This window comes from Streptomyces cyaneofuscatus, from assembly GCF_042718795.1.
GTDB classification, from domain to species: domain Bacteria; phylum Actinomycetota; class Actinomycetes; order Streptomycetales; family Streptomycetaceae; genus Streptomyces; species Streptomyces cyaneofuscatus_A.
This window is the reverse complement of record NZ_JBHXOX010000013.1, coordinates 65,926-90,394: the sequence shown is the minus strand read 5'-3', so window position 1 is coordinate 90,394 and position 24,469 is coordinate 65,926. Positions and strand designations below refer to the sequence as shown.

Below are 24,469 nucleotides of genomic sequence, written 5' to 3'. Positions count from 1 at the left end.
GCTGGTTCCGACTGCCTACAGGGTGGGGGTCGGCTGGGGCTGGTTCTCGCCCGTGTCGTGCGGCCGCTCTCCGTGGATTCTGCGAACTCTTCTGCTCAGGCTCCCTGATGCGCTCGTTCCGGTGAGGTGGAAGGTGCGGGCTGGTCGAGCGGGGCCTTCGCCGTCCGTACGGGGATGAGCGCGGCGACGACCGCCGCCGCCAGGCCGACTCCGCAGCCGATCAGCATCGCGACCCGGAAGCCGTCCTGCGAGGGCAGCGGGAAGCCGCCGAAGTCGGTCGTCATGCGGGCCAGGACGACGCCGATGACGGCCGCCGCGAACGACGTGCCGATCGAGCGCATCAGGGCGTTGAAGCTGTTGGCGGAGGCGGTCTCGGACTGCGGCACCGCGCTCATGATGAGCGCGGGCATCGCCCCGTACGCGAAGCCGACGCCCGAGTTGCAGACGAGGGTGACGATCAGCAGGCTCCACGGGGAGCCGGAGCCGATGAGCGGTACGGACAGGCCGTAGCCGGCGGCGATGAGGAGGCTGCCGACGGCCAGGGTGACCTTGGGGCCCTTGGCGGCGGAGAGTTTGGCGCCGACCGGGGACATCGCCATCATCATCAGCCCGGCCGGGGCCATCCACAGGCCCATCGCCAGCATCGACCGGCCGAGGCCGTAGCCCGTCGCCTCGGGGAGCTGGAGCAGTTGGGGCACGACGAGGGACTGGGCGTACATCGCGAAGCCGACCAGGACCGAGGCGGTGTTCGTCATCAGGACCTGGGGGCGGGCGGTCACGCGCAGGTCGACCAGGGGGTCGCTCAGGCGCAGTTCCCACCAGCCCCAGGCGGGCAGCAGGACGAGTGCGGCGGCGAAGAGGGTGAGCGTGGTGGCGCTGCCCCAGCCCCAGTCGGCGCCCTTGGAGACGGCGAGCAGGAGGGCGATCAGGGCGGCGCCGAGGCCGAGGGCGCCGGGAACGTCGAAGCGGCCGCGCGCGGAGGCGGGACGATCGGCGGGGCGGTCGGCCGGGACCAGGGCGGTGATCAGTGCGCCGACCGCGAGGGCGAGTACGGCGACGACCCAGAACAGCACCCGCCAACTGGTGTTCTCCGCGATCGCGGCGGCGAACGGCAGGCCGAGCGCGCCGCCCACGCCCATCGACGCGCTCATGATCGCGATGGACGGGCCGAGCTTCTCCGCCGGGACGACGTCCCGCAGCAGGCTGATGCCGAGCGGCACCACACCCATGCCGAGGCCCTGGAGGGCACGTCCGGCGATCATCGGGATCACGGCGGAGGACAGGGCGCAGACCACCGAACCGAGGATCAGCGGTACGAGGGAGACGAGCAGCATCCGCCGCTTGCCGTACAGGTCGCCGAGCCGTCCGGCGACGGGCGTGGAGACCGCGGCGGCCAGCAGGGTGGCGGTGATGACCCAGGAGGCGTTGGACGCGGAGGTGTCGAACAGGGTCGGCAACTGGGCGATCAGCGGCACCACCAGGGTCTGCGTGAGCGCCGCCACGATGCCGGCGAAGGCCAGGATCCCGACGATGCCTCCGGGGCGGGCGGTGGGTGCCCCCGGGGAGGCTGTTGCGGGCGGTGGACTCTCCACGGGGTGTCTCCGTTCTCAGCCTTCCCGTATCTCGGTCGGGCTGTTCGGCTATGCAAGATACAGGGAATATGCATCATGCACATCTTATGTATGGCACATATCCATCGTGATATACCTGTACGCGTGGACATGCCCCTCGACCGGATCGAACGCGAGACCATGCTGCTCGGCCGGTACATGCACCTGCTCACCCCGCGTGTGGAGTGGCGGCTCGACCGCAGCGCCTACATCCTGCTCAGCCGGATCGAGGTGGAGGGCCCCATGTCCATCAGCCAGCTCAGCGAGGCCTTCGGTCTGGACGCCTCCACCCTCAACCGGCAGACTGCCGCGATGCTCCGCGCCGGGGTCGTCGAGCGCATCCCGGACCCCGACGGCGGCATCGCCCGCAAGTTCGCCATCACCGACGAGGGTGCCCGCCGGCTCGACAGCGACCGCGAGCGGAACGTGGCAGGTCTGGCGAAGGTCATGGCCGACTGGACGCCCGAGGAGGCCGAGCAGCTCGCCGCCTCGCTCAGCCGGCTGAACCTCTCCATCGAGCGTCTCGACGGACGGCCCTGGCCGCGCGACTGAGCCCGTCCTGGTGTACTGGAGGTACCGAGCCCGGACAGGGATGGATGGGGATGGATGCCCATGAGCCGCCGCCACCGTCGTCTTCGTACGCTGCCCAGGGTGGTGACCTGTGCCGGTGCCGCCGCCCTGCTGACCACCGGCTTCGTCTCCGCCGCCCCTGCCGACCGCACCGAACCCCGCACCGAGACCGCCGTCCTCGCGATCCCCGCCATCGGCGTCGCGGACCTGGACGTCGTGCCGTACGAGGGGACCACCGACGACGTCCCCGGCAGCCGGATCCAGGACCGGGGCGTGGCCTCCAGCCCGTACGGGGAGGAGGGCGGGGTCGGGCCGGGAGATGTCGGCAACTACCTCGTCACCGCGCACCGGCTGAGCGCCGGAGGGGTGCTGCGGGAGCTGCCGGATCTCGGCAAGGGCGATCCCGTGTACGTGGTGGAGGACGGCACCCGGTACACGTACGAGATCACCGCGACCCGGCAGACCTCCTTCCGCAGTGAGCGTCTCCTCGCCGAGCAGCGGGCCGAGGTGCCGGGCAAGCCCGGTGAGGAGCCGTCCCGGGCCATGATCACGATCTCCACCTGTGCGACGCCCGAGGACGACGCGGCCGGGAACTTCTGGCGGGACGGTCTCGGCAATCCCGAGCACCGGATCGACAAGGTGGGCGTGCTGGTGGCCGAGAGCCCTGTGCCGTAGCCCGGTCTCAGTGGCGGCCCGAGATGCGGTCCGCCGCCTTCGCGACCGGGTCGGTGCCGGGGCGCGGTGAGGTGCTCTCGCGGCGGTCGGCGCCTCGGTAGGCGGCGTACAGGCCGTGGACGCCGAGCCAGCGGAGGGGTTCCGGTTCCCAGCGGCGGACCTTGTGGTTGACCCAGGGGAGCGTGGTCAGGTCGGTGGGGCCCGCCTGGCCGGAGTCCTGCTGGATGAGGTCGCGCAGGGTGCGGGCGGCGAGGTTGGCGGTGGCGACGCCGGAGCCGACGTACCCGCCCGCCCAGCCGAGCCCGGTGGAGCGGTCCAGCGTGACGGTGGCGCACCAGTCGCGCGGGACACCGAGGACGCCGGACCAGGCGTGGTCGATGCGGACGCCCGCCGTGGTGGGGAAGAGGCGGACCAGCAGGTCGCGCAGGGCGGCGATGGTGGCGGGCTGGGTGCGGCCGTCGTTGTCGGTGGCGGAGCCGTAGCGGTAGGGGTAGCCGCGGCCGCCGATGGCGATGCGGTCGTCGGCGGTGCGCTGGGCGTAGAGGTAGGCGTGGGCCATGTCGCCGAGGGTCTCGCGGCCCGCCCAGCCGATGGTGTCCCAGATGCGGGCGGGGAGCGGTTCGGTGGCGATCATGGAGGAGTTCATCGGGAGCCAGGTCCGCCTGAGCCCCTTGAGGCCGGCCGTGAAGCCCTCGGTGCAGCGCAGGATGTAGGGCGCGCGGACCGTGCCGTACGGGGTGACGGCGTGCTTCGGCTTGATCTCGGTGACCGGGGTCGACTCGTGGATCGTGACGCCGAGCGCCTCCACGGTGTCCGCGAGCCCCTTGACCAGCTTGGCGGGGTGCAGCCGGGCGCCGTGCGGGGTCCAGGTGGAGCCGACGGCTCCGGTGACACGGACGCGCTCGGCGGTCTCGCGGGCGCCGCGCAGGACCCGGTCGGTCTCCCCGAAGGCGATCTCGACGCTGTGGAAGTCCTTGAGGCGGGCGAGCTGCGCCGGGGTGTGGGCGACCTCCAGGACGCCGCCCTGGTGGATGTCGGCCTCGATCTTCTCCTCGGCGGCGATCCGGACGACCTCGCCGACCGTCTCGTTCATCGCCTTCTGGAGCCGTACGGCGGCGTCGTGGCCGTGCAGCTTCGCGTACCGCTCGCGCCCCGCGATGCCGTTGTACAGCCAGCCGCCGTTACGGCCGGAGGCCCCGTAACCGCAGAACTTGGCCTCCAGCACGGTGATGTTGAGGAAGGGGACGGCCTTCTTCAGGTAGTACGCCGTCCAGAGTCCGGTGTAGCCGCCGCCGACGATGCAGACGTCGGCGCTCGCGTCGCCGGGGAGGGGTTCGCGGGGGGCCGGTGTGCCCTCCTGCGCGTACCAGAACGATATGCCGCCGTTGACGGTACTGACGGTGCTCATGATGCCCCTGGGGTCCCTGTCCGGTGTGCCGCTGCGTCGGTCGGCTCTCTGCTGAGGCCGAGCGTATGTGTGGCGGGACGTTACTGCGCGGCGGGGTGTTTCGTCTTCTGTGTCTTCCGGCGGGTGCGGGTGAGGGGGTAGCAGGCCAGGCCGGTCAGGACGGCGGTGAAGTGGCCCACGTCGGTGAAGGTGCGGCCGTCGGCGAGCAGGGGGATGCCGTAGAAGACGAGGACGGTGAAGGCGTAGACGTACGGCCAGGGGCGCGGCACGCGGTAGCTGAGGACGGCGATCACCCCGGCCAGGGCGTAACTCACGCCGATGTCCCGGGCGTCGGTGGCGGACTGCGGGGCGTGGTCCTGCCGGATGGCCCAGGCGAGGACCCCTTCGCTGACCAGCGTGGCCACGACGTGCGCGGCGGCGGCGACGGCGAGCCAGCGCAGGGTGCCGAGCCAGTGTTCGGCGGTGGCGTGGAAGACGGTGAACAGGACGGCGTACGGGAGCCAGCGGCCGCCGTCGATCCAGAAGGCGCTGGAGATCAGGACGCGGACGGGGTTCTGCGAGAGCTCGTGGAGGTTGGTGGAGCGGTCGCGCAGGAACGCGTCCTCGAAGGCGGGGGACATCCGGTGCAGGACGACGGTGGTGACGAAGAGGACCGTCAGCCAGATGTACGTCCCGGGGGCGGTGGCGATCCAGTGGCGTACGGCGCGGGGCCGGGTGCGGTGGTGGTCGGTGGTGCGTGTGCTGCCGTTGCCGTTGGCGGTGGGGCCCGGCCGATTTCGGGGCATGGTCCGATTGACGCACGCCCCTAGGATCCAGGGCGTGATTGACATCCCGGACGAGCTGATCGCCACTCAGTACGCATACAACGGGGCGGCCGGGCGGGCCTTCGTCGCCGCGCTGCCCGGCCTCGCCGGCCGGTTCCTGGAGGAGTGGGGGCTGCGGCGGGACGGGGCCGCGATGTACGGCATGTGCGCGCTGGTCCTGCCGGTGGTGCGGGAGGCGGACGGGGTGCCCGCCGCGCTGAAGCTCCAGTTGGTGGACGAGGAGACGGTGGGCGAGCCGGTGGCGCTGCGGGCGTGGGGTGCGGCGGGGGCCGGGGCGGTGGGGGTGCTCGGCCATGACCCGGGGACCGGGGCGCTGCTGCTGGAACGGCTGGACGAGCGGCGGCCGTTGTCGGGGATGGTTGGGGGCGGCGGTGATGCTGGGGGTGGTGGTGCCGGTGGGGTTCCTGGTGGGAGCCGTCTGGAGGGGGACGTGGCCGACGCCCGGCGGGCGGTGACGGTGCTCGGCGGGGTGCTGGCCCGGCTGGCGGCGGTGCCCGCGCCGGAGGGGCTGCGGACGCTGGGCGATGCGGTGGAGCGGATGCTGGCGGCGGCTCCGGGGGTGGTGGAGCGGCTGGTCGACGAGCAGGAACGGCGGCTGCTCGCGGACTGCGTGGCGGCGGTGCGGGAGGTGGCGGGGGAGCCGGGGGACCGGTTGCTCCACTGGGACCTGCACTACGACAACATCCTGGCGGGGCGGGCGGACGCGGGGCGTGCGGGGGAGTGGGTGGCGCTCGACCCCAAGCCGCTGGCGGGGGACCCGGGGTTCGAGCTGTTCCCGGCGCTGGACAACCTGTTCGACGCCGGGGAGGTGGTGTGGCGGTTCGACGCGTTGACGGAGGCGCTGGGCCTGGAGCGGGACCGGGGGCGGGCGCGGGCCTGGACGCTGGGGCGGGTGCTCCAGAACGCGGTGTGGGCGGTCGCAGGCGGGAAGCGTGAACTGGCCCCGGACCATGCGGAGATCGCGCGGCGGTTGTTGGGGCGGCGGCTGCTGGGGGTGGGGTGAGGCCGGCGGCGTACGGCGTCACGGCTCCAGCACCACCTTGCCGATCGTGCCGCGCGTCTCCAGGGCGCGGTGGGCGGCGGCCGCTTCGGCGAGCGGGTAGCGCTGGACGGCGGGGCGCAGCCGCCCGGTGGCCGCCTCGGTGAGGGCGCGGGTCTCCAGGGCGCGCAGGCCGCCGCCCCGCTCGATCATCCGGGGCCCGAGGACGGAGGTGGAGGTGATGGCGCGTCGGTCCAGCTCCTCGGGGGTGAAGGTGAGGGGCTTCCCGTCCTGGAGGCCCTCGCCGGACCAGCCGTAGACGATGTGCTGCCCGCCCCGGCCGAGGAGGCTCACGGCGTCGCGGGCGGTGGTCCCGCCGACGGAGTCGTAGACCACGGTGGCCCACAGGCCGTTCGCGTCGAGGAAGGCGCGGGCGCGGTCGGGCCAGTCGGGGAGGGTGTAGTCGAGGGCGAGGTCGGCGCCGTTCGCCTCGGCCCGGGCGACCTTGGCGGGGCCGCCGGCCAGGGCGATCACGGTGGCCCCGGCGTGCTTCGCGAACTGGACGAGGAGGGTGCCGATCCCGCCCGCCGCCGCGGTGACGACGGCCACGGAGTCGGGGCCGAGGTCGGTGAAGCCGAGGATGCCGAGGGTGGTGCGGCCGGTGCCGATCATGGCGACGGCCTCGGCCGCAGCCAGCTCGCCGGGGATCTCGTGGAGCTTGTCGGCCTCGGTGACGGTGAGTTCGGCGTACCCGCCCGGCGCCGTGCCGATGTGGGCGACGACGCGCTTGCCGAGCCAGCCGGGGTCGGTGCCCTCGCCCACGGACTCGACGGTCCCGGCGACTTCGCGGCCGGGGACGGTGGGCAGTTCGGCGCGGGTGGGGTAGGGGCCGGTCTGCCCCTCGCGCAGGGCGGTGTCCAGAAGGTGTACGCCGGCCGCTTCGACGGCGATACGGACCTGGCCGGGGCCGGGTACGGGGTCCTCGGTCTTCTCGTACGTGAGGTTCTCGGCGGGGCCGAAGGCGTGGAGGCGGACGGCGTGCATGGCGGGCTCCCTCGGGGCGGTCGGGCGGGGCGGGCTGTGCCCTCAGCCTCGTACCTCAGGTTTGGTTGAGGTCAACCCCTGAGCCGGAGCGCCGGCCGGCGTCCCGCACGGCGAGCAGTCCGGCTTCGAGGCCGCTGGTGAAGGAGACCTCGCTGAGGAGTCCCGGCGCGGCGACCTGGTCGCCCGCGAGGAAGATCCCGTCGCCCCGGACGATCGCGGGCCGGTCCCGCCAGGTGGTGCCGGGGTGGTCGACGGCCCCGGTGCGGCCGTCGGCGAGGGCCTCGGAGCGCCAGGTGGTGCGCTCGCGCCGGCCGGGGAAGCCGAGGTCGAGGAGTTCCTCGGCACGGGCGGCGCCCTCGGCCTTGCCCACGCCCGGCCCGATCGGGAACTGGCCCTGGAGCAGTTGTTCCCCGGCCGGGGCCAGCCCGGGGTCCTGGGCGGTGAACCGTTCGACCCAGCCCGGCGCGTCCAGGTCCGACACGATGAACGGGTCGCCGCGCCGGTTCCGTACGGCCAGGTCCACCAGGACGGTCCGGCCGCTCTCCCAGGTGAGCGACGCGTCGTCGAGGAGGACGCGGGCGGCGTCGAGCGAGGTGGCGACGGCGACCGGTCCGGTACGGGCCAGCTCGCCGAGCGTACGGGGGTCGACGCGGGCGCCCGTCTCGACGGTGACCCCGAGGCCGCGGGCGTGGCCGGCCATCCGCTCGACGAGCCGCGCCCAGCCGCCGACCGGGTAGCGGGCCTCGGGCGGGAGCGAGGTGAGACGGCGCAGGCGCTCCTGGACGAACCGGGCCGAGAGCGCGCCGGGGTCGTGGTGGAAGAGCGCGGCGGCGACGAAGTGCGCGGCGGCCCGGGCGCCCTCGTCCCCGACCTGGCCGGCGGCCCAGTCGCGGAAGGCGGCGTCGACCGGGGCCGTTCGGGGGTTGCGGCGGGAGAGCCGCAGCAGGGCGACGGGCGGCAGCGCGCGCAGGGCCCCGGCCCGCCGGAAGCGGAAGCGGAGGCCTTCGAGGGGCGGTACGGAGGCGACCGGGCCGAGCAGATCGCGCCTGGCCAGCCAGGTGCAGAGCGGCCCGCGGTGGTAGAGGGCGTGCGGGCCCTCGTTGGTGCGGTAGGGCCCGTCGGCGGTCCTGGCCCGGCCGCCGAGCGTCCGGTGGCTCTCGTACAGGGTGACCCGGGCGCCGGATTCGGCCGCGGTGATCGCGGCGGTGAGCCCGGCGAGGCCGCCGCCGATGACGTGGACGGGGGTGCGGGTGTCGCTCTGGATGTGCTCCATGGCTGAAACTCCTTCGCCTCTTTCGCCTCTTTGGGGATGTGACGGATCGGGGACGGCGGCGCGTGACATGGGGTGGCCTGACAGGGGACCGGGGGCGTTGTCAGTGGGGTGCGTCACGATGGGGGCATGGCATCGAGCGCGAGCAGGACGACCCGGTCAACCGGTTCGACCAACCCGACCAGGCCGACCAGGCCGACCAGGAGCAAGAAGGACACCGTCGCGGCGGCGCGCCGCCCGGACGTGCGGCTCCCGCCGCTCGTTCCGTACGACGGCGAGGGCCTGGAGCCGGACGGCGACTACGACGGGGTGCGGTTCGACGGGACGGACCTGGCGGACGCGTCGGGGCCGGGCGCGCGGTTCATGGACTGCGCGCTGGACGGCTGCGCCCTGGACCGTACGGAGCTGACGCGGGCCCGCTTCATGGACTCGGTGCTGACCGGCGTACGGGGCGTGGGCACCGACCTCGCGGAGGCGTCGCTGCGGGACGTGGAGGTGGTGGACGCGCGGCTGGGCGGGGTGCAGCTGCACGGGGCGGTGCTGGAGCGGGTGGTGGTGCGCGGTGGGAAGATCGACTACCTGAATCTGCGCAAGGCCCGGCTGAAGGACGTGGTCTTCGAGGGCTGCGTGCTCTCCGAGCCCGATTTCGGGGACGCGCACCTGGTGCGGGTGGAGTTCCGGGACTGTGTGCTGAAGCGGGCCGACTTCAGCGCGGTGCGGATGGAGTCGGTGGATCTGCGGACGGTCGCCGAGCTGGACATCGCGCGGGGGGTGGAGCGGCTGGCGGGCGCGGTGATCAGCCCGGCGCAGCTGCTGGAGCTGGCTCCGGCGTTCGCGGCGCAGATCGGGGTGCGGGTGGAGGGGTGACGCGTCCGGGGGGCGCGTTCGGAGGTGGTCGGAGGCGGTCAGATACGGGGGAAGCGGGCCTGGAGGTCCCAGATCACCGGGTTGTCGGCGAGCCCGTCGTGCAGGTCGGACAGGTCGGCGATCAGGTCGTGCAGGAAGTCCCGGGCCTCGCGGCGCAGGAGCGAATGGCCGAAGGTGAGCGGGGGCTCGTCACCGGGCATCCAGTCCGCCTCGACGTCGACCCAGCCGAACCGCCGCTCGAAGATCATGACGTCCGAGGACTCGGTGAAGTCCAGCTCCGCGTACTGCCGCCGGTGCGAGCGGTTGCCGCGGGGGTCCTGGTCGATCTGCTCGACGATGTCGCACAGCGCCCACGCGAAGTCGAGCACCGGCACCCATCCCCAGGCTGTGGACACCTCGCGGTCCGCCTTGGTGTCCGCGAGGTAGACGTCCCCGGAGAACAGATCGTGCCGGAGCGCGCGGACGTCCGCGCGGCGGTAGTCGGTCTGCGGGGGGTCGGGGAAGCGGCGGGAGAGGGAGTAGCCGATGTCGAGCACGGATCGATGGTGTCATGCCGGGTCGGGCCGGACTGACACGATCGGGTGAACGGAGTTTGTTATGCCCCACGCATATGCCAGACGCCTCTAGTTTCACCTCACCGAAGCGGGCCTGGGAACGACCTCGGCCCGTGAGCTCTGGAGGAACCTGATGGGCACTGGTCTCAGTCACTTCCGCGGCTTCGTCGCCGAATCCTTCCGCGACGAGGGGCGTGCGGAAGGCCGCCGCGAGGACATCCTCCGGATTCTCGCGGTGCGCGGTGTCGAGGTGCCGGATGAGGTGCGGCAGCGGATCACCGGCTGCAAGGACCTCGATGTGCTCGATGTGTGGTTCGGGCGGGCCATCACCGCCTCCACCGCCGACGCGGTTCTGGGGGAGGACTGACCGCGAGGCGCGCGGGCCGGGCCGGGGTGCGCTGACCGCCGGGCCCGCGCGGGGTCTTGCCTTCGTGTGCGCTTCAACTTCTAGCGTGCGTCGGCATGGAGACCAACACACACCACAGGACACTGGGCCGCAGCGGGATCACCGTGAGCGCCCTCGGATTCGGCTGCTGGGCCGTCGGCGGGGAGTGGCGGACCGTCGACGGTGAGCCGCTGGGCTGGGGCGCGGTGGACGACGACGAGTCGGTGCGGGCCGTGCGGCGGGCCGTCGACCTCGGGGTCACCTTCTTCGACACCGCCGACGCGTACGGCGCCGGCCACAGCGAGCGGCTGCTGGGCCGGGCCCTCGGCAAGCGCCGCGCGGACGTCGTCGTGGCCACGAAGTGGGGCAACACCTTTGACGAGAGCAGCTGCACCGCCCTGGGACCGGACGACTCCCTCGCGTACGCCCGCCGGGCCCTCACCGCGTCCCTGCACCGGCTGGACACCGACCACATCGACCTCTACCAGCTGCATATCTCCGAGGCCGACCCCGAGCAGGCCGCCCACCTCCGTGACCTGTGCGAGGAGTTCGTACGGGAAGGGCTCGTCCGTGCGTACGCCTGGAGCACCGACGACCCCGATCGCGCCGCCGTCTTCGCGGACGGCCCGCACTGCGCGGCCGTCCAGCACCGGCTGAACGTTCTCCAGGACGCCCCCGAACTCCTCGCCCTCTGCGAGGCCTCGGACCTGGCGAGCATCAACCGCAGCCCGTTGGCGATGGGCCTGCTGACCGGCAAGCACGGCGCCGGGCGCGTGCTGGAGGCCGGGGACATCCGCAGCACGCCTCCCGCCTGGCTGCCGGGCTTCACCGCCGGTGCCGGGCCCGACCCGGAGTGGCTGCGGCGGGTCGAGGCCCTGCGGGACGTCCTGACGAGCGACGGCCGCACGCTCACGCAGGGCGCCCTCGGCTGGCTCTGGGCCCGCAGCCCGCGCACGATCCCCATCCCCGGGTTCCGTACGGTCGCCCAGGCCGAGGAGAACGCCGGAGCGATCGCGAAGGGGCCGCTCACCGCAGGGCAGCTCGCGGAGATCGACGCGATCCTCGGGCGCTGACCCAAGGGGGTGTCTCACGGCAGCAGCCGCTGCTCCTTCGCGACCGAGACCGCGCCCGCGCGGGTGTCGACGCCGAGCTTGTCGTAGATCCGGCCCAGGTGGGTCTTGACCGTGGCCTCGCTGATGAACAGGGCGCGGGCGATGTCGCGGTTGCCGAGGCCCTGGGAGAGCTGGGCCAGGATGTCGCGTTCCCGGTCGGTGAGGGTGGGGCGGGGGCTGCGCATGCGGGCCATGACCCGGGTGGCGACGGGGGCCGAGAGGGTGGTGCGGCCCTGGGCGGCGGAGCGGATGGCGGCGAAGAGCTCCTCGGGGCGCTCCGCCTTCAGCAGGTAGCCGGTGGCACCGGCCTCGATGGCGCGCGTGATGTCGGCGTCGGTGTCGTACGTGGTCAGCACCAGGACGTGGACCGTGCCGCCGGCGGCGATGCGGCGGGTCGCCTCGACGCCGTCGATGCCCTCGCCGAGCTGGAGGTCCATGAGGACGACGTCCGGGGTGAGGCGGGCGGCGAGCGCCACGGCCTCCTCGCCGCTGCCCGCCTCGCCGACGACCTCGATGTCCGGTTCGCTGCCGAGGAGGGCGAGCAGTCCGGCGCGGACCACCACGTGGTCGTCGCAGAGAAGGATGCGTACGGGGGCAGGCGCGGGGGCGGACGGGGTTGCCTCGTCGGTCATGCGGGGGCCTCCGGGGTGGTGAGGGCGGTGGGCGCGAGCGGGATCTCGGCCGAGAGCACCGTGCCCTCGCCCGGCGCCGACTCGATCGTCAGCGTGCCGCCGAGCTGGTGCACGCGGGCCCGGATCGCCGGGAGCCCGTGGCCGCGTACGGCGCCCGTCGCGCGCGGGGCGCCGGGCTCCGGCGTGAAGCCGCGGCCGTTGTCGCCGATGTCCAGGACCACCCGGTCGTCCAGATGGGTCAGGGTCAGCCCGGCGGCGGTGGCCCCCGCGTGCTCCCGTACGTTGGCGAGGGCCCCCTGCGCGATCCGCAGCAGCGCGGACTGCACCCGGTCCGGCAGCGGGGCGTGCGGCGTGCCCTCCACATGGCAGCGAACGGTGAGCGCCCCCTGCGCCTGGGCCGTTTCGCGGGCCGCCAGTGCGTGCAGGGCCGCCTCCAGGCCGCCGCCCTCCGCCAGGTCGGCCGGGGCCAGGTCGTGGACGAAGCGGCGGGCCTCGGCGAGGTTGCGTTCCGCGATGCCGGTGGCCGTACGGACGTGGCGGCGGGCCGCGTCCGGGTCGGCGGCCCAGGTGCGGTCAGCGGCCTGGAGCAGCATCTGCTGGCTGGACAGGCCCTGCGCGAGGGTGTCGTGGATCTCCATGGAGAGCCGCTGGCGCTCGGCGAGGGTCCCCTCGCGTCGCTCGGTGGCGGCCAGTTCGCGCCGGGTGCGCAGCAGGTCGTCGATCAGCTCGCGCTGGCGGGCCGCCAGTTCCCGTTGGCGTACGGCCTGCCGCTGCATGTGCACGAATACGGCGGTGGCGACGGCCGCCACGGCGGGCGGGGCGAGCACCAGGTTCGGGTCGAACCCGGTGGCCAGGCGGAGCTGCGCGGCCACCACGAACGCGGTCAGCAGGGCGACGAGCGCGAGCGCCGCGCGCGGGGGCAGGATGCGCAGCCCGGTGTAGAACAGCGGCACCGCGCACCACGCGAAACTCGGCGCGAGCACGACCAGCACCATCCAGACGGCGACGAGCACCCCGAGCCAGGTGAGCCGGCGCGGGGTGGGGCGCGAGCCGAGGACGGGGCCGAGCAGGTACAGCACCGCCAGCGTGATCGACAGCGCGATGATCCACGGCGTACGGGCCTCACCGGGGTGCCGCATCAGGAACCGGGTCAGCGAGGCGCCGAGCAGCAGGAAGAACGCGGCGTGCATGAGGAGCGCGAGCCAGCGGGCATCGGGGTCGGGGGCGGGGCCGGGGCCGGGGGCGGAGCCGGTGGCCGCACCGTCCGCCTCCGCCTCCGCTTCCCCTGCACCGGTCCGGCGCTCCACCCTGTACCTCACGTTCCCTCGTTGACCTGCGCGGATCCCTCCATGGTGACCCGGTCCGACCACCCCCGCATCAACCGATCGGCCGACAGGGGCGTCAGCCGTCCCGCGCGCCCGGTGCAGCCGGTACGTCGACCGTACGGGGCCGGGTCCGACGGGAGGATCGATGGCAGAGAGCGAAACGCCCGGGAAGCCGTCGGGCCGCCCCGCACACCACCCCAAGGAGCCACCATGAAGAAGCTGTCGCTGCGTGCCCGCGTCCTCACCGGTACCGTCGCCGTCGCCGCCCTCGGTGCCGGGACCTTCGGCGCCGTCTCCGCGAGCGCCTCCGCCCCGGCCGCCGCCCCCGCCGCCGCGGTCAAGGCCGACACGAGCAACCGCAACCTCCAGCAGAGCACCCACCTCACCGTGGCCGCCGCCACCAAGGCCGCGCAGGCCACACTGGACGCCGCGAAGAAGGAGAACCAGCGCGTCTCGGTCGCCGTCGTCGACCGCAACGGCAACACCATCGTGACCCTCCGCGGCGACGGCGCGGGGCCGCAGTCGCCGGAGTCGGCGGTCAAGAAGGCGTTCACCGCCGTCTCCTGGAACGCGCCCACCTCCGAGCTGGCCAAGCGCCTGGAGCAGGCCCCGAACCTGAAGGACATCCCTGGCACCCTGTTCCTCGGCGGCGGCGCCCCGGTCCAGGCCAAGGGCGCCCCGGTCGCGGGCATCGGCGTGGCGGGCGCGCCGAGCGGCGACCTGGACGAGAAGTTCGCCCAGGCGGGCGTCGCCGCCCTCGCCCGGTAGTCACCCGCCCCGCCCACCCACGCGACCACGGAACGGAGAGGCCCATGAACGCCCTCGATCACGACCTGCTCACCGCCGCACGCACCGGCGACACCGACGGTGTGCGCACCGCGATCGAGGGCGGCGCCCGGGTCGACGCCCGCGACGAGGAGCTGCGCACCCCGCTGCTCCTCGCCGCCCTCGGCGACCATGTGGAGGCGGCCCGGCTCCTCGTGGCCGCCGGGGCCGATCCGGACGCGCAGGACCGGCGCGAGGACAGCCCGTGGCTGGTCACCGGGGTCACCGGCAGCGTCGCGATGCTGCACGTGCTGCTGCCGGCCGGGCCCGATCTGACCCTGCGCAACCGGTTCGGCGGTGTCTCGCTGATCCCGGCGAGTGAGCGTGGCCATGTCGCGTACGTACGGGAGGTGCTGCGCAGCACCGAGATCGACGTCGACCACGTCAACCGGCTCGGCTGGACCGCCCTGCTGGAGGCGGTGATCCTCGGCGACGGCGGGCGGGCGCACCAGGAGGTCGTGGAGCTGCTGCTCGCGGCCGGGGCGTCTCCCGGGCTGCCGGACGGGGACGGGGTCACGGCCCTGGCCCACGCCGAGCGGCGCGGTTTCGCGGAGATCGCCGCGCTGCTGCGGGCCGCCGCGTGACCGGCGTGCGCGGGGCGTGGACCGTCACTCCTTCCTGGACGCCGAGTGCGCCGAGTGCCCCGAGTGCGTCTGGCGCGACTGGTACTCCCCGTGCGCCCCGTACGCCTCGCGTCTCCCGCGCGCGCCGGTTCACGCTGGCGCTCACCGCCGCCGCCGCGCTCGCCGGGTGCGCGTCCGGCACGACGGAGGCCACCCCGGACGCAACGGGAACCACCGCACCCGGAACCACCGCACCCGCAACGACCGCACCTGCCGCCCCGCCCTCCTCCACCCCCTCCGGCCGCACCCCCCAGGGAACCCCCCAAGGCACCCTCCTCGTAGCCGACTTCGGCAGCGACACCGTCACCTTCGTCGACCCCGGCACGTCAGGTTCCGGAAAGACCGGCCGCCCCATCGCCTCCGTCAAGGTCGGCACCGCCCCCTACGGCCTCGTCGTCGGCGAGGACGGGCGCGCCTGGGTCGCCACCGCCGAGGGCGTCGCCGTCGTGGACACGCAGCGGCGGACCCGGCTCGGGACCGTCCCGTACGAGACGGAGACCGGGCCCGTCACGACCGGCGAGTACCGGGGTGGCGGCATGGGCATCGCCCTGGCCCCCGACGGCCGGCACGTCTACGTCGGGGTCAACGTGCCGGACGGCAACGGCACCGTGGAGGTCATCGACACCGCGACCCGCCAGGTCACCGGGGTCGCCGACGTCGGACGCCGCCCCTTCGACGTGGACGTCTCCCCGGACGGCCGCGAGGTGTACGCCACCAACCACGACTCCTTCGACGTGACGGCGGTCGACGCGGACACCCTGCGGACCCGGCGCATGGAAGTCGCCCCGTACGGCACGGAAGGCGGTCTCGGCTCCTGGCTGAAGCCGCACTACGCCGTCGTACGACCTGAGGACGGCAGGCTGCTGCTGCCGTTCGAGGGCGAGCGGCTCGCGGTCCTCGACCCGCGGACCGGCGAGGTGGCCGCCGAGCGCATGACCGCCGACACCCACCAGCACGGCGCGGCCCTCGCCCCCGACGGCACCCTCCTCGTCGTCGGCACCGGCCCGATCGGCGCGGACGACGAGGGCCCCTCGCTCACCGTCCGCGCCCCCGACGGCAAGGAGCGGACCGTGGAGCTGGACGGGCCGCACGAGAACGTGGCGGTGTCGGCTGACGGCCGTACGGCGTACGTCACCGGGGGGTTCACGCGTGACGGGTACTGGAACGGGATCACCGTCGTCGACCTGAACGACGAGAAGAACAAGCCGATCCGGCTGGAAGCAGGCAACCGACCCCTCGGTATCGCCATCCTCTGAGGCAGAGCCGTCCGCCCGTCCCCCGGGGCGGGCGGCTCCTTCCCGTCCGCCGATGCACCGCATCCGACGCCTAGGATCGACCGGTGAACCACCGCCTCCCGGCCCCCGCCACCCCCGTCCTCCTCCTCGCCCTCGCCCTCCTCGGCGCGGGCTGCACCGGCGGGGTCGAGGGCACCCCGGGCGCGGTCGGGGTGCGCGACCCGTACTTCCCGGGGCTCGGCAACGGCGGCTACGACGTCACCCACTACGGCCTGGAGCTCGACGTCGACCCGGCCGCGAACCGGCTGCGCGGCACGGCCACGATCACCGCGCGCGCCACCCAGGACCTGAGCGCCTTCCACCTCGACCTGGCCGGGCTCGACGTCGAGGGCGCCACCGTGGAGGGGCGCCGGGCGTCCGTGAACCGGGCGGGCAAGGAGCTGACGATCCGTCCGGGCGCCACGGTGGAGAACCGGCTGCGCAAGGGGCGCACGTTCACCGCCGTCGTGCGCTACTCCGGCTCTCCGCAGGCCCTCACCGACGCGGAGGGCGGGAAGGAGGGCTGGCTGCGGACGGCGGACGGCGCGGTCGCCCTCGGGGAGCCGTCCGGTTCGATGGCCTGGTTCCCCGGCAACCACCACCCGAGCGACAAGGCCGCGTACGACATCGAGGTCACCGTTCCGGAAAGGCTCACGGCCGTCTCCAACGGGGAGCTGGTGTCCCGGCGGACGACGGACGGCCGTACCGCCTACCGCTGGCGCACCCGCGAACCGATGGCGAGCTATCTGGCGACCGTCGCCGTCGGCCGGTTCGCCACGCGGGAGTCGGTCACGCCCGACGGCATCCGGCTGTTCACCGCCGTGGACCCGGAGTCGGCGGCCGCGAGCAAGGACGTGCTGGACGAGATCCCGGCCGTACTGGAGTGGTCGGCGCAGAAGTTCGGCCCGTACCCCTTCACTTCCGCCGGGGCGATCGTGGAGCGGGAGGACGACTCCGCGTACGCGCTGGAGACCCAGAACCGGCCCGTCTTCCCCGGCCCGCCCGACACCGGGCTCCTCGTCCACGAGCTGGCCCACCAGTGGTTCGGGAACTCCGTCACCCCCGCGACCTGGCGGGACCTGTGGCTCAACGAGGGGTTCGCCACGTACGCGGAGTGGCTCTGGGCCGCCGACCACGACGACGTGCCGGTCCAGGAGAGTTTCGACGAGGCGTACGAGGACGACGCCAACTGGGCGTTTCCGCCGGCCGATCCACCGGGCGCCGCCGATCTGTTCGGCTCGCCGGTGTACGCGCGGGGCGCGATGGTCGTCCACCGGATCCGGCTGGCGATGGACGACGACGCGGCGTTCTTCGCCCTGGTCAAGGGGTGGACGAAGGCCCACCGGCACGGGAACGCCTCGACCGACGACTTCACCGCGTACGTGGAGGAGCAGACGGGCCGGGACCTCACCGCGCTGTGGGACGCCTGGCTGTACGGCGGAAGCCGGCCGCCCGTGGAGGGCTGACCGGCTTCCGTGTTCCGTACCGCCGGGGTTACTTGACGTCGACCCCGGTCCAGGTGGCCGAGACCGCCTTCAGCTCCTCGCTGTCCGCGCCGAACAGGTCGGTCGCCGCCTTCTCGGTCGCGACGCGCGCGCCCGCGTAGTCGGTGGTGGAGGTCATGTAGACGGAGAGCGCCTTGTACCAGATCTGGTACGCCTTCTCCCGGCCGATACCCGTCAGCGTGGAGCCGTCGGAGGTCGGGGAGTCGTACGCGACGCCGTTGACCGTCTTCTTCCCGCTGCCCTCGGCCAGCAGGTAGAAGAAGTGGTTGGCGACGCCGGAGGAGTGGTGGACGTCCAGGTCGCCGAGGTTCTCGTCCCAGAAATCGGCGGAGCTGCCGTCCTTGGACGGCTGGTCCATGTAGCGCAGCGGGGTGCCGTCGCCGTTGATGTCGATCTTCTCGCCGATGAGGTAGTCCCCGGCGTCGGAGGCGTTGTCGGCGAAGAACTCCACCGAGGTGCCGAGGATGTCGCTGGTCGCCTCGTTGAGGCCGCCGGACTCGCCCGCGTACTCCAGGTTCGCGGTGGCGGAGGTGAGGCCGTGGGTCATCTCGTGGCCCGCGACGTCGATGGCGGTCAGCGCGTTCTTGTTGCCCTCGCCGTCGCCGTACGTCATGCAGAAGCAGCTGTCGTCCCAGAAGGCGTTGACGTACGCGTTGCCGTAGTGGACGCGGGAGTAGGCGGCCTTGCCGTCGCCCGCGATGCCGTCCCGGCCGAGCGCGCTCTTGTAGAAGTCCCAGGTCTTCGCGGCGCCGTAGTGGGCGTCGACGGCGGCGGTCTGCCGGTCGCCGCCCGTGCCGTCGCCCCAGGTGTCGTCGTCGTCCGTGACGAGTGCGCCGGTGCCGGAGGAGCCCTGGTTCAGGTCGTACGTCTTGTGGCCGCCCCGCTCGGCGTCGGTGAGCTCGAAGCCGGCGTCGGTCTTGGTGGTGGTGAGCTCGACGTCACCGCTGTACTGGCTGTGGCCGGTGCCGGTCTCGATCGCCTCGTAGCTGTGCAGCTTCTTGCCGGTCGTGGCGTCGGTGATGGTGTGGACGCGGCTGGGCGTGCCGTCCTTCTGGACGCCCTTCTTGACGGTCTCCCAGGCGAGTACGGGCGTGCCGCCGTGGCCCGCGTAGATCACCTTGCGGGCGCTCGCCGCGGCCTTCAGCTTCGGCGTGGTCGAGGCCACGGCTATCTTCGCGTCCGTCGCCTTGTCGACGCCCTTGAGCGTGCCGGTGGCGGCGGTGTGGGTGACGAGGTCGCCGCCGAGGACGGGCAGGCCGTCGTAGGTGCGCTCGTAGCGGGTGTGGACGGTGCCGTGGGCGTCGGTGATGACGTCACGGACGATCAGCTTCTCGCCGGCGCCGAGCTTGAGGGCCTTCGCCGCCGCAGCGGTCTCGGCCTGCGCGGACGTGATGGCCGTGGCGCGCTGGGCCGAGGGGTTCACGCCGAGCGCGGCGGCCGTGGAGGGCGCTGCGGAGGGCGTGTCGCTGTCACCGGGGGTGGCGACCGCCGATCCGGCCTGGACTCCGGCGACCACCATCGCGGCGACGGCCGCGAGTGCTGCGAGCCGCCGGGTGGTGCGGGAGTTGTGGGGGGTGGTGTGGAGGTTCATGTGTGTTCTCCGTCGGTCGTCCTGTGGGGGGACTACGAGCGGAGAGCGTGCCACCGAATGAGCGAAGTTGACGGTGTGCCGACAATTACCTCACAAGTTTTTGACCAGTCCTTGTCCGACTGAAGCCCTCGGGTGTCCGGTATTCGGTGGAGTGGCGTGATTTCACTGCGCTCTACACGGAGTCGTACGCCTGAGTTGACGGCACATCACGCACACGCATCACGCCTACACATCACGCACACGCACGGGGCCCCCGCCGCCGCACACGCACGCACGGGAGCCCCCGGCCGCGTATACGCGCGGCCGGGGGCTCCCGGTGGAGATGGGGTGCGGCTCGGGTCAGAGGTTGACACCGAAGTCGCGGGCGATGCCGCTGAGGCCGGAGGCGTAGCCCTGGCCGACCGCGCGGAACTTCCACTCGGCACCGTTGCGGTAGAGCTCGCCGAAGACCATGGCGGTCTCGGTGGCGGCGTCCTCGCTCAGGTCGTAGCGGGCGATCTCGGCGCCGCCGGCCTGGTTGAGGATGCGGATGAACGCGTTGCGGACCTGGCCGAAGTTCTGGCTGCGGCTCTCGGCGTCGTAGATGGAGACCGGGAAGACGATCTTGTCCACGTCGGCGGGGAGACCCGCCAGGTTGACGTTGATCTGCTCGTCGTCGCCCTCGCCCTCACCCGTGACGTTGTCACCGGTGTGCACGATGGTCTGGTCCGGCGTCGACTTGTTGTTGAAGAAGACGAAGTGGCCGTCGGAGACGACCTTGCCCGCCGCGTTGACCGCGATCGCCGAGGCGTCGAGGTCGAAGTCGGTGCCGGTGGTGGTGCGGACGTCCCAGCCGAGGCCGACCGTGACGGCGGTCAGGCCCGGGGCCTCCTTGGTGAGCGAGACGTTGCCGCCCTTGGACAGGCTTACAGCCATGGGAAGTCCCTTTCCTCGTCGTGTGCGGGCCTTCATGCCATCACGAAAGCTACCGTCACCCGTCATAACGCAGTCAGCAGACCATGAGGTTCCTGTTCTCTTTACTTTCTTTGCCGAACTTCCCTCCGAAGAGGTGCCGGGCGCGGAACTCGGGCGCAAAAGAAGGTGACGTACCGGGTGGGGGGCGGGGAACATGGGTGTCATGTCCGGGCCCTATGTCATCCGCGGCTCGGTCTCCCTCCCGGAGGCCGAGCTCATGTGGCGTTTCTCGCGCTCCTCCGGGCCCGGCGGCCAGCACGTCAACACCAGCGACTCCCAGGTGGAGCTGCGCTTCGACCTCGCGGCGACCGACGCGCTCCCCGAGGTGTGGAAGGCGCGGGCGCTGGAGCGGCTGGCGGCCAGACTGGTGGGCGGGGTGATCTCCGTACGGGCCTCCGAGCACCGCTCCCAGTGGCGCAACCGCGAGACGGCCGCCGTCCGGCTCGCCGCACTCCTGGCCGAGGCCACGGCACCGCCGCCCAAACCGCGGATCAAGCGCAAGATCCCACGCGGGATCAACGAGCGCAGGCTGCGCGAGAAGAAGCAGCGCGGCGACACCAAGCGCGGCCGCTCGGGCCGGGACTGGTAGCCGCTCCGGGACTGGTAGCCGTTACGGGACTGGTGATCATGCGGTTCACGCCGCGCCCCGTCAGCCCAGTTGCCGGTAGCGCCCCTTGAAGTACGTCAGCGGCTCCCCGTCCGTGTTCGGCGCCTGGGCCGTCAGCACCCGCCCGATCACCAGGGTGTGGTCACCGGCCACCACGCGCTGCTCCGTACGGCACTCCAGCGTCGCCAGCGCCCCGCCGATCAGCGGTGCACGCGTCACCTCACCCCGTACGTACGGCAGGTCCTGGAAGAGCAGCCGGTCGCTGATCCGGCCCTTCATGGCGAAGCGCCCCGCGATCTGCCGCTGGCCCGCCGCCAGGACGGAGACGGCCCACAGGGGCTGCTCGTCGAGCAGGTCGTCCATCCGGGAGCCGTTGCGCAGGCTCACCATCACCAGGGGCGGGTCCAGGGAGACGGACATGAAGGCGGTGGCCGTCATCCCGACGTCCTCGCCGCGGCCCTCCTCGTCGAGCGGCGGCTCCTGGGCGGTGACCAGCACCACTCCGGCGGCCAGGCGCGCGAGTGCTGCGCGGAACTCGTCGTTGCTCACCCCCTCAGCATGGGGGATGGGCTCGGGGCTCGGGGTGGCGGGAGTCGTCTGCAGCACACCGGAACGCTAACCGCGCGCGGCCGGCCGCGGCATCGGGCCAGGGGACCAGCCGGGTCCTAGGACCTCAGCCCGACGGGATCGCGGGGCCTCCCCCGGGAACTTCGGGAACTACGGGAACTACGGGGGCTCCGGGAACTATGGGAACCCCGGGAACTCCGGGGGCGTCCGAACATCGAAGCGTGGCCGAATACGCACGGTGGCGCACGGCCGGATGTGCGCCGGGAAAACGACGGAACGCCCGAAGAGTCACCCTCCACCACGGCACCATCTGTTGTGACTTGAGTCACAGAGTCCATTTTCTGCTGACCCTGTGTACCGGGTGCACAGCTCACTGTGATTCAGTGGCCGTGACACTGCAACAAGTACGTCGATATGAAACCTGGAGTTGCTGTCGAGGTCTCGGGGAGTGCGAGCGATGGAGGCCGAGTCGGAACCCTACGTCCGCCTTGCGACCATGCGGCAGCTGCACCAGGCCGTCGCTGATCTCAACACGGCGCGGAGTCTGGCGGACACGCTGCAGACCGTGGCGGACGGCATCGTCACCGGTCTCGGCTACGAGCTGGGCTGCGTCAACCTGGTCCGGCCCGACGGTGACCTCGTCATCGCCGCCTTCGCGGGCAACGCCGCCGCCGAGGCGCTGATCACCGGCCGCGTCGGCTCGCGCGCCTCCTGGGACCGCCGGCTGACCATGGGCGAGGCCTGGGACCAGTTGCGGTTCATCCCGCACACCGAGGGCTGGGTCCTGCTCGACGACGACGTACCGCAGTGGCACACCGAGGGCCCCGAGCCGCGCTTCGAGGACGAGTGGCACCCGCTGGACCGTCTCTACGCCCCGATGTACGCCTCCGGGGGCGGACGGGACCTCCTCGGGGTCATATCCGTCGACCGGCCGCGCAACGGGCGCCGCCCCGGCGCGTGGGGGCGCGAGGCGCTCCAGATGTACGCCTCCCAGGCCGCCATCGCGATCAGCAACGCCCGCCTGCGCGCCAACATGCAGCGCGCGCTGGTCCGGCTGGAGCGCGAGCAGCAGGCGCTGCGGGCCAGCGAGGAGTCCTTCCGCCAGGCCTTCGAGTACGCGCCCAGCGGCATGGCCATCGCCGAGATGGGCGGCGACCAGCACGGCCGACTGCTCCGCACCAACGACGCCCTGTGCCGGCTGCTCGGCCGCCCCGCCTCCGTGCTGCGCCGGTACTCCTTCGCCGACCTGGTCCACCCCGAGGACATCGGCACCCTGCTGCGGACCTCGGCCGAGGGCGGCCGGGCCGAGCTGCGGCTCGCGCGGCGGGACGGGACGTACCTCTGGGTCTCCCTGCGCAACTCGGTGGTCGCCGACACCGCCGACGGGCCGCGCTTCCTCCTCACCCACGTCGAGGACATAGAGGAGCGCAAGCGCCATGAGCTGAACCTCGCCCACCGGGCCTCGCACGACGCCCTGACCGGGCTGCCCAACAGTGCCGAGCTGAAGTCCCGCCTCAGCGCCCGGATCTGCGAGCGGCCGAACTCCCCGGCCGCCACCGCGATCGAGGCGCTGGACGCGGCGTACGGGGACGTCGAGTCGTCCCTCACCCACGGCTACCAGGCCGACGGGTACGAGGGGGAGGCCGCGCCCGGCGGCGGGCCCTGGGACCACCATGTGCACACGCTGGCCCCCGACGCGGAGCACGACGACGGCACGAAGGGGCTCGCGGTCCTTTTCTGCGACCTCGACGGCTTCAAGTCCATCAACGACCGCTTCGGCCACCACACGGGTGACGCGGTGCTCATAGAGGTCGCGCGGCGACTGTCCACCTGCGTCCGGGACGGCGACACGGTCGCGCGGCTCGGAGGTGACGAATTCGTCGTTCTCGCGGACGGCCTCGGGGCGGCGGACGCCGCTGACCTGGCCGTACGTCTGCGAAATGCCATCATTCCGCCCATAAGGGTCGATGGGCGCGCGGTCCGGGTCGGGGCGAGCTTCGGCATCGGCTGGGCCGAGTGCGGGATGAGCGTGGAGGAGGTCCTGCGCTCCGCCGACCAGCGGATGTACGTCGAGAAGCGGTCGCGGTCGAAGGTTCACCGCCGGGCCGGCTGACGTTCACAGACGCTTGGTCCCCCTACCCCGTACCCGTTCCCGCGAGCCCGCCCGGCCGGTGATCGCAATTCGGCCTGTGCTCCGTTCGAGGTAGGCTCGGCCGGTCGGCGACGGCTGGCGAGATGGTGAGGAGTGACCCAGGGATGACGGCCGGAAACAACGGCGCGAGCAAGCCCGAGGACGACGATCCGTTCGGCTACCTGTACGCGGACGGACAAGCGGCAGGCGCCCAGCCACCCGGTCAGGGCGGCTACGGCTACCCGGGTCCGGCCGCGCAGCCGGGCGTGCCCCGGACGTCGTACAACCAGGTGCGGACGGTCGGTGAGCGCCAGTACGGGCAGCACCAGGTGCCGCCGCAGCAGGGGTACGGCTACCCGCCCCAGCAGGCCTACGGCCAGCCCGCGCAGCAGTACAACGCGCCGAACCCGCAGTACGCGGCCCCCGAGACCTACCCGGGCGGCGCGACCACCGCGCAGCACGGCTCGGTACCCGGCGGCGGCGGTTCCGGCGGCGGTTCCGGCGGCCGGGGCGGCCCGAACACCAAGGCGCTGCTGATCGCGGCGGTCGCCGTGGTCGCGGTCGTCCTCATCGGCATCGGCGCCGCGCTGCTCTCGGGCAGCGACGGCGACAAGGAGAAGAAGAACGAGGCCGTGTCCACGCAGGGCCCCGCCGACAAGGTCGAGGAGTCCGGCAAGCCGGAGAAGAAGCCCGAGGAGAAGCCGAAGCCGGTCGAACTCCCGAAGCAGGACGCGGCGACGCTGACGCTGGGCGGCTCGGCCTCCCTGGACAGCACGGTCAAGGGCGCCAAGGGCGCCAACGGCAACTACATCAACCTGAACGAGGTCGGCCGGTCGGCCACCTGGACGGTCGATGTGCCGGAGGCCGGCCCGTACACCCTGTACGTGACCTACGGCGTGCCCGGCAAGGACGCGAAGACGACCCTGACGGTCAACGCGCAGGAGCCCCGGGGCATCAACATGACGAACTTCGCCAAGGCTCCCGAGGGCGACCTGGAGAAGGGCTGGACGAACACCTACGCGTACGTCCAGCTCGACAAGGGCTCCAACACCCTCAGGCTGTCCTGCGAGACGGGCGACCAGTGCGACGCCAACCTCGACCAGCTCGAGCTGAAGTCGGGTCACATCAAGAGCTAGT

At 72.7% G+C, this 24,469-nt stretch carries 24 protein-coding genes; 13 read left to right on the top strand and 11 right to left on the bottom strand.

The features are described from left to right. Positions 1–95: 95 nt before the first annotated feature. Positions 96–1,592, bottom strand: a complete 1,497-nt coding sequence (locus tag ACFWRT_RS16840) for an MFS transporter (RefSeq protein ID WP_380951262.1) — start codon at positions 1,590–1,592, stop codon at positions 96–98. 123 nt (positions 1,593–1,715) lie between these two features. Between ACFWRT_RS16840 and ACFWRT_RS16835 the strand changes: the two genes are divergently transcribed. Together ACFWRT_RS16835 and ACFWRT_RS16830 are read left to right on the top strand one after the other, a co-directional pair. Continuing rightward, positions 1,716–2,162, top strand: coding sequence for a MarR family winged helix-turn-helix transcriptional regulator (locus ACFWRT_RS16835; RefSeq protein ID WP_018511051.1), 447 nt, complete (start codon positions 1,716–1,718; stop codon positions 2,160–2,162). A 102-nt stretch (positions 2,163–2,264) separates the two neighbouring features. Next, positions 2,265–2,855, top strand: a complete 591-nt coding sequence (locus ACFWRT_RS16830; protein WP_380951293.1) for a class E sortase — start codon at positions 2,265–2,267, stop codon at positions 2,853–2,855. 7 nt (positions 2,856–2,862) lie between these two features. Here the strand turns inward: ACFWRT_RS16830 and ACFWRT_RS16825 are convergent, their stop codons facing one another. Together ACFWRT_RS16825 and ACFWRT_RS16820 are read right to left on the bottom strand one after the other, a co-directional pair. Continuing rightward, entirely contained in the window at positions 2,863–4,263 is a 1,401-nt protein-coding gene (locus ACFWRT_RS16825) for an NAD(P)/FAD-dependent oxidoreductase (RefSeq protein WP_380951263.1), read from the bottom strand. An 80-nt stretch (positions 4,264–4,343) separates the two neighbouring features. After that, positions 4,344–5,048 carry a rhomboid-like protein gene (locus ACFWRT_RS16820; RefSeq protein ID WP_380951264.1) on the bottom strand — a complete coding sequence of 235 codons (705 nt, stop codon included), beginning with the start codon at positions 5,046–5,048 and terminating at the stop codon, positions 4,344–4,346. Positions 5,049–5,082: 34 nt separating this feature from the next. Between ACFWRT_RS16820 and ACFWRT_RS16815 the strand changes: the two genes are divergently transcribed. After that, the gene (locus ACFWRT_RS16815; protein WP_463288371.1) at positions 5,083–6,090 is read left to right on the top strand and encodes an aminoglycoside phosphotransferase family protein; all 1,008 of its coding nucleotides are present in this window, start codon (positions 5,083–5,085) and stop codon (positions 6,088–6,090) included. Positions 6,091–6,108: 18 nt separating this feature from the next. On the opposite strand, the gene ACFWRT_RS16810 is transcribed toward ACFWRT_RS16815, so the two are convergent. Further along, on the bottom strand, positions 6,109–7,110 hold the full coding sequence (locus ACFWRT_RS16810) for a zinc-binding dehydrogenase (protein WP_380951266.1): 1,002 nt from the start codon (positions 7,108–7,110) through the stop codon (positions 6,109–6,111). 55 nt (positions 7,111–7,165) lie between these two features. Beyond that, positions 7,166–8,383 carry an NAD(P)-binding protein gene (locus ACFWRT_RS16805; protein ID WP_380951267.1) on the bottom strand — a complete coding sequence of 406 codons (1,218 nt, stop codon included), beginning with the start codon at positions 8,381–8,383 and terminating at the stop codon, positions 7,166–7,168. A 126-nt stretch (positions 8,384–8,509) separates the two neighbouring features. Between ACFWRT_RS16805 and ACFWRT_RS16800 the strand changes: the two genes are divergently transcribed. Then, entirely contained in the window at positions 8,510–9,247 is a 738-nt protein-coding gene (locus ACFWRT_RS16800) for a pentapeptide repeat-containing protein (protein WP_380951268.1), read from the top strand. Between the two features lie 38 nt (positions 9,248–9,285). Here the strand turns inward: ACFWRT_RS16800 and ACFWRT_RS16795 are convergent, their stop codons facing one another. Beyond that, a complete protein-coding gene (locus ACFWRT_RS16795) occupies positions 9,286–9,783 on the bottom strand; it encodes a hypothetical protein (RefSeq protein WP_018511041.1) in 498 nt (165 codons plus the stop codon). A gap of 151 nt (positions 9,784–9,934) precedes the next feature. On the opposite strand from ACFWRT_RS16795, the gene ACFWRT_RS16790 reads away from it, so the two are divergent. Further along, positions 9,935–10,168, top strand: coding sequence for a hypothetical protein (locus ACFWRT_RS16790; RefSeq protein ID WP_380951269.1), 234 nt, complete (start codon positions 9,935–9,937; stop codon positions 10,166–10,168). Positions 10,169–10,263: 95 nt separating this feature from the next. Beyond that, positions 10,264–11,259, top strand: a complete 996-nt coding sequence (locus ACFWRT_RS16785) for an aldo/keto reductase (protein ID WP_380951270.1) — start codon at positions 10,264–10,266, stop codon at positions 11,257–11,259. Between the two features lie 14 nt (positions 11,260–11,273). On the opposite strand, the gene ACFWRT_RS16780 is transcribed toward ACFWRT_RS16785, so the two are convergent. Together ACFWRT_RS16780 and ACFWRT_RS16775 are read right to left on the bottom strand one after the other, a co-directional pair. Beyond that, positions 11,274–11,930, bottom strand: a complete 657-nt coding sequence (locus tag ACFWRT_RS16780; protein WP_380951271.1) for a response regulator — start codon at positions 11,928–11,930, stop codon at positions 11,274–11,276. Continuing rightward, complete coding sequence (locus tag ACFWRT_RS16775) at positions 11,927–13,237, bottom strand: sensor histidine kinase (protein WP_380951294.1); 1,311 nt, start codon at positions 13,235–13,237, stop codon at positions 11,927–11,929. The genes ACFWRT_RS16780 and ACFWRT_RS16775 overlap by 4 nt, the downstream gene beginning before the upstream one ends. A 228-nt stretch (positions 13,238–13,465) precedes the next feature. Here ACFWRT_RS16775 and ACFWRT_RS16770 point away from each other — a divergent pair, with 228 nt between their 5' ends. The 4 genes from ACFWRT_RS16770 (at position 13,466) to ACFWRT_RS16755 (ending at position 17,443) form a co-directional block, all read left to right on the top strand. Next, the gene (locus tag ACFWRT_RS16770; RefSeq protein ID WP_380951272.1) at positions 13,466–14,023 is read left to right on the top strand and encodes a GlcG/HbpS family heme-binding protein; all 558 of its coding nucleotides are present in this window, start codon (positions 13,466–13,468) and stop codon (positions 14,021–14,023) included. A 44-nt stretch (positions 14,024–14,067) separates the two neighbouring features. Then, positions 14,068–14,664 (top strand): ankyrin repeat domain-containing protein, encoded by a 597-nt coding sequence (locus ACFWRT_RS16765; protein ID WP_380951273.1) that lies wholly within the window; start codon positions 14,068–14,070, stop codon positions 14,662–14,664. Positions 14,665–14,798: 134 nt separating this feature from the next. After that, positions 14,799–15,959 (top strand): beta-propeller fold lactonase family protein, encoded by a 1,161-nt coding sequence (locus ACFWRT_RS16760; protein ID WP_380951295.1) that lies wholly within the window; start codon positions 14,799–14,801, stop codon positions 15,957–15,959. 83 nt (positions 15,960–16,042) lie between these two features. Continuing rightward, the gene (locus ACFWRT_RS16755) at positions 16,043–17,443 is read left to right on the top strand and encodes a M1 family metallopeptidase (protein WP_380951274.1); all 1,401 of its coding nucleotides are present in this window, start codon (positions 16,043–16,045) and stop codon (positions 17,441–17,443) included. Positions 17,444–17,471: 28 nt separating this feature from the next. Here ACFWRT_RS16755 and ACFWRT_RS16750 read toward each other — a convergent pair whose 3' ends face one another. Together ACFWRT_RS16750 and ACFWRT_RS16745 are read right to left on the bottom strand one after the other, a co-directional pair. Further along, positions 17,472–19,073, bottom strand: coding sequence for a M4 family metallopeptidase (locus tag ACFWRT_RS16750; protein WP_380951275.1), 1,602 nt, complete (start codon positions 19,071–19,073; stop codon positions 17,472–17,474). A 339-nt stretch (positions 19,074–19,412) separates the two neighbouring features. Then, positions 19,413–19,988, bottom strand: a complete 576-nt coding sequence (locus tag ACFWRT_RS16745; RefSeq protein ID WP_254812023.1) for a TerD family protein — start codon at positions 19,986–19,988, stop codon at positions 19,413–19,415. 202 nt (positions 19,989–20,190) lie between these two features. Between ACFWRT_RS16745 and arfB the strand changes: the two genes are divergently transcribed. Beyond that, positions 20,191–20,616 (top strand): alternative ribosome rescue aminoacyl-tRNA hydrolase ArfB, encoded by a 426-nt coding sequence (gene arfB / locus ACFWRT_RS16740; protein ID WP_380951276.1) that lies wholly within the window; start codon positions 20,191–20,193, stop codon positions 20,614–20,616. A gap of 60 nt (positions 20,617–20,676) precedes the next feature. Here arfB and ACFWRT_RS16735 read toward each other — a convergent pair whose 3' ends face one another. Continuing rightward, complete coding sequence (locus tag ACFWRT_RS16735) at positions 20,677–21,183, bottom strand: flavin reductase family protein (protein WP_380951296.1); 507 nt, start codon at positions 21,181–21,183, stop codon at positions 20,677–20,679. Positions 21,184–21,658: 475 nt separating this feature from the next. Between ACFWRT_RS16735 and cdgB the strand changes: the two genes are divergently transcribed. After that, a complete protein-coding gene (gene cdgB, locus ACFWRT_RS16730) occupies positions 21,659–23,314 on the top strand; it encodes a diguanylate cyclase CdgB (protein WP_326704417.1) in 1,656 nt (551 codons plus the stop codon). 143 nt (positions 23,315–23,457) lie between these two features. Next, positions 23,458–24,468, top strand: a complete 1,011-nt coding sequence (locus tag ACFWRT_RS16725; RefSeq protein ID WP_380951277.1) for a carbohydrate-binding protein — start codon at positions 23,458–23,460, stop codon at positions 24,466–24,468. The last annotated feature ends 1 nt before the right edge of the window (position 24,469 follow it).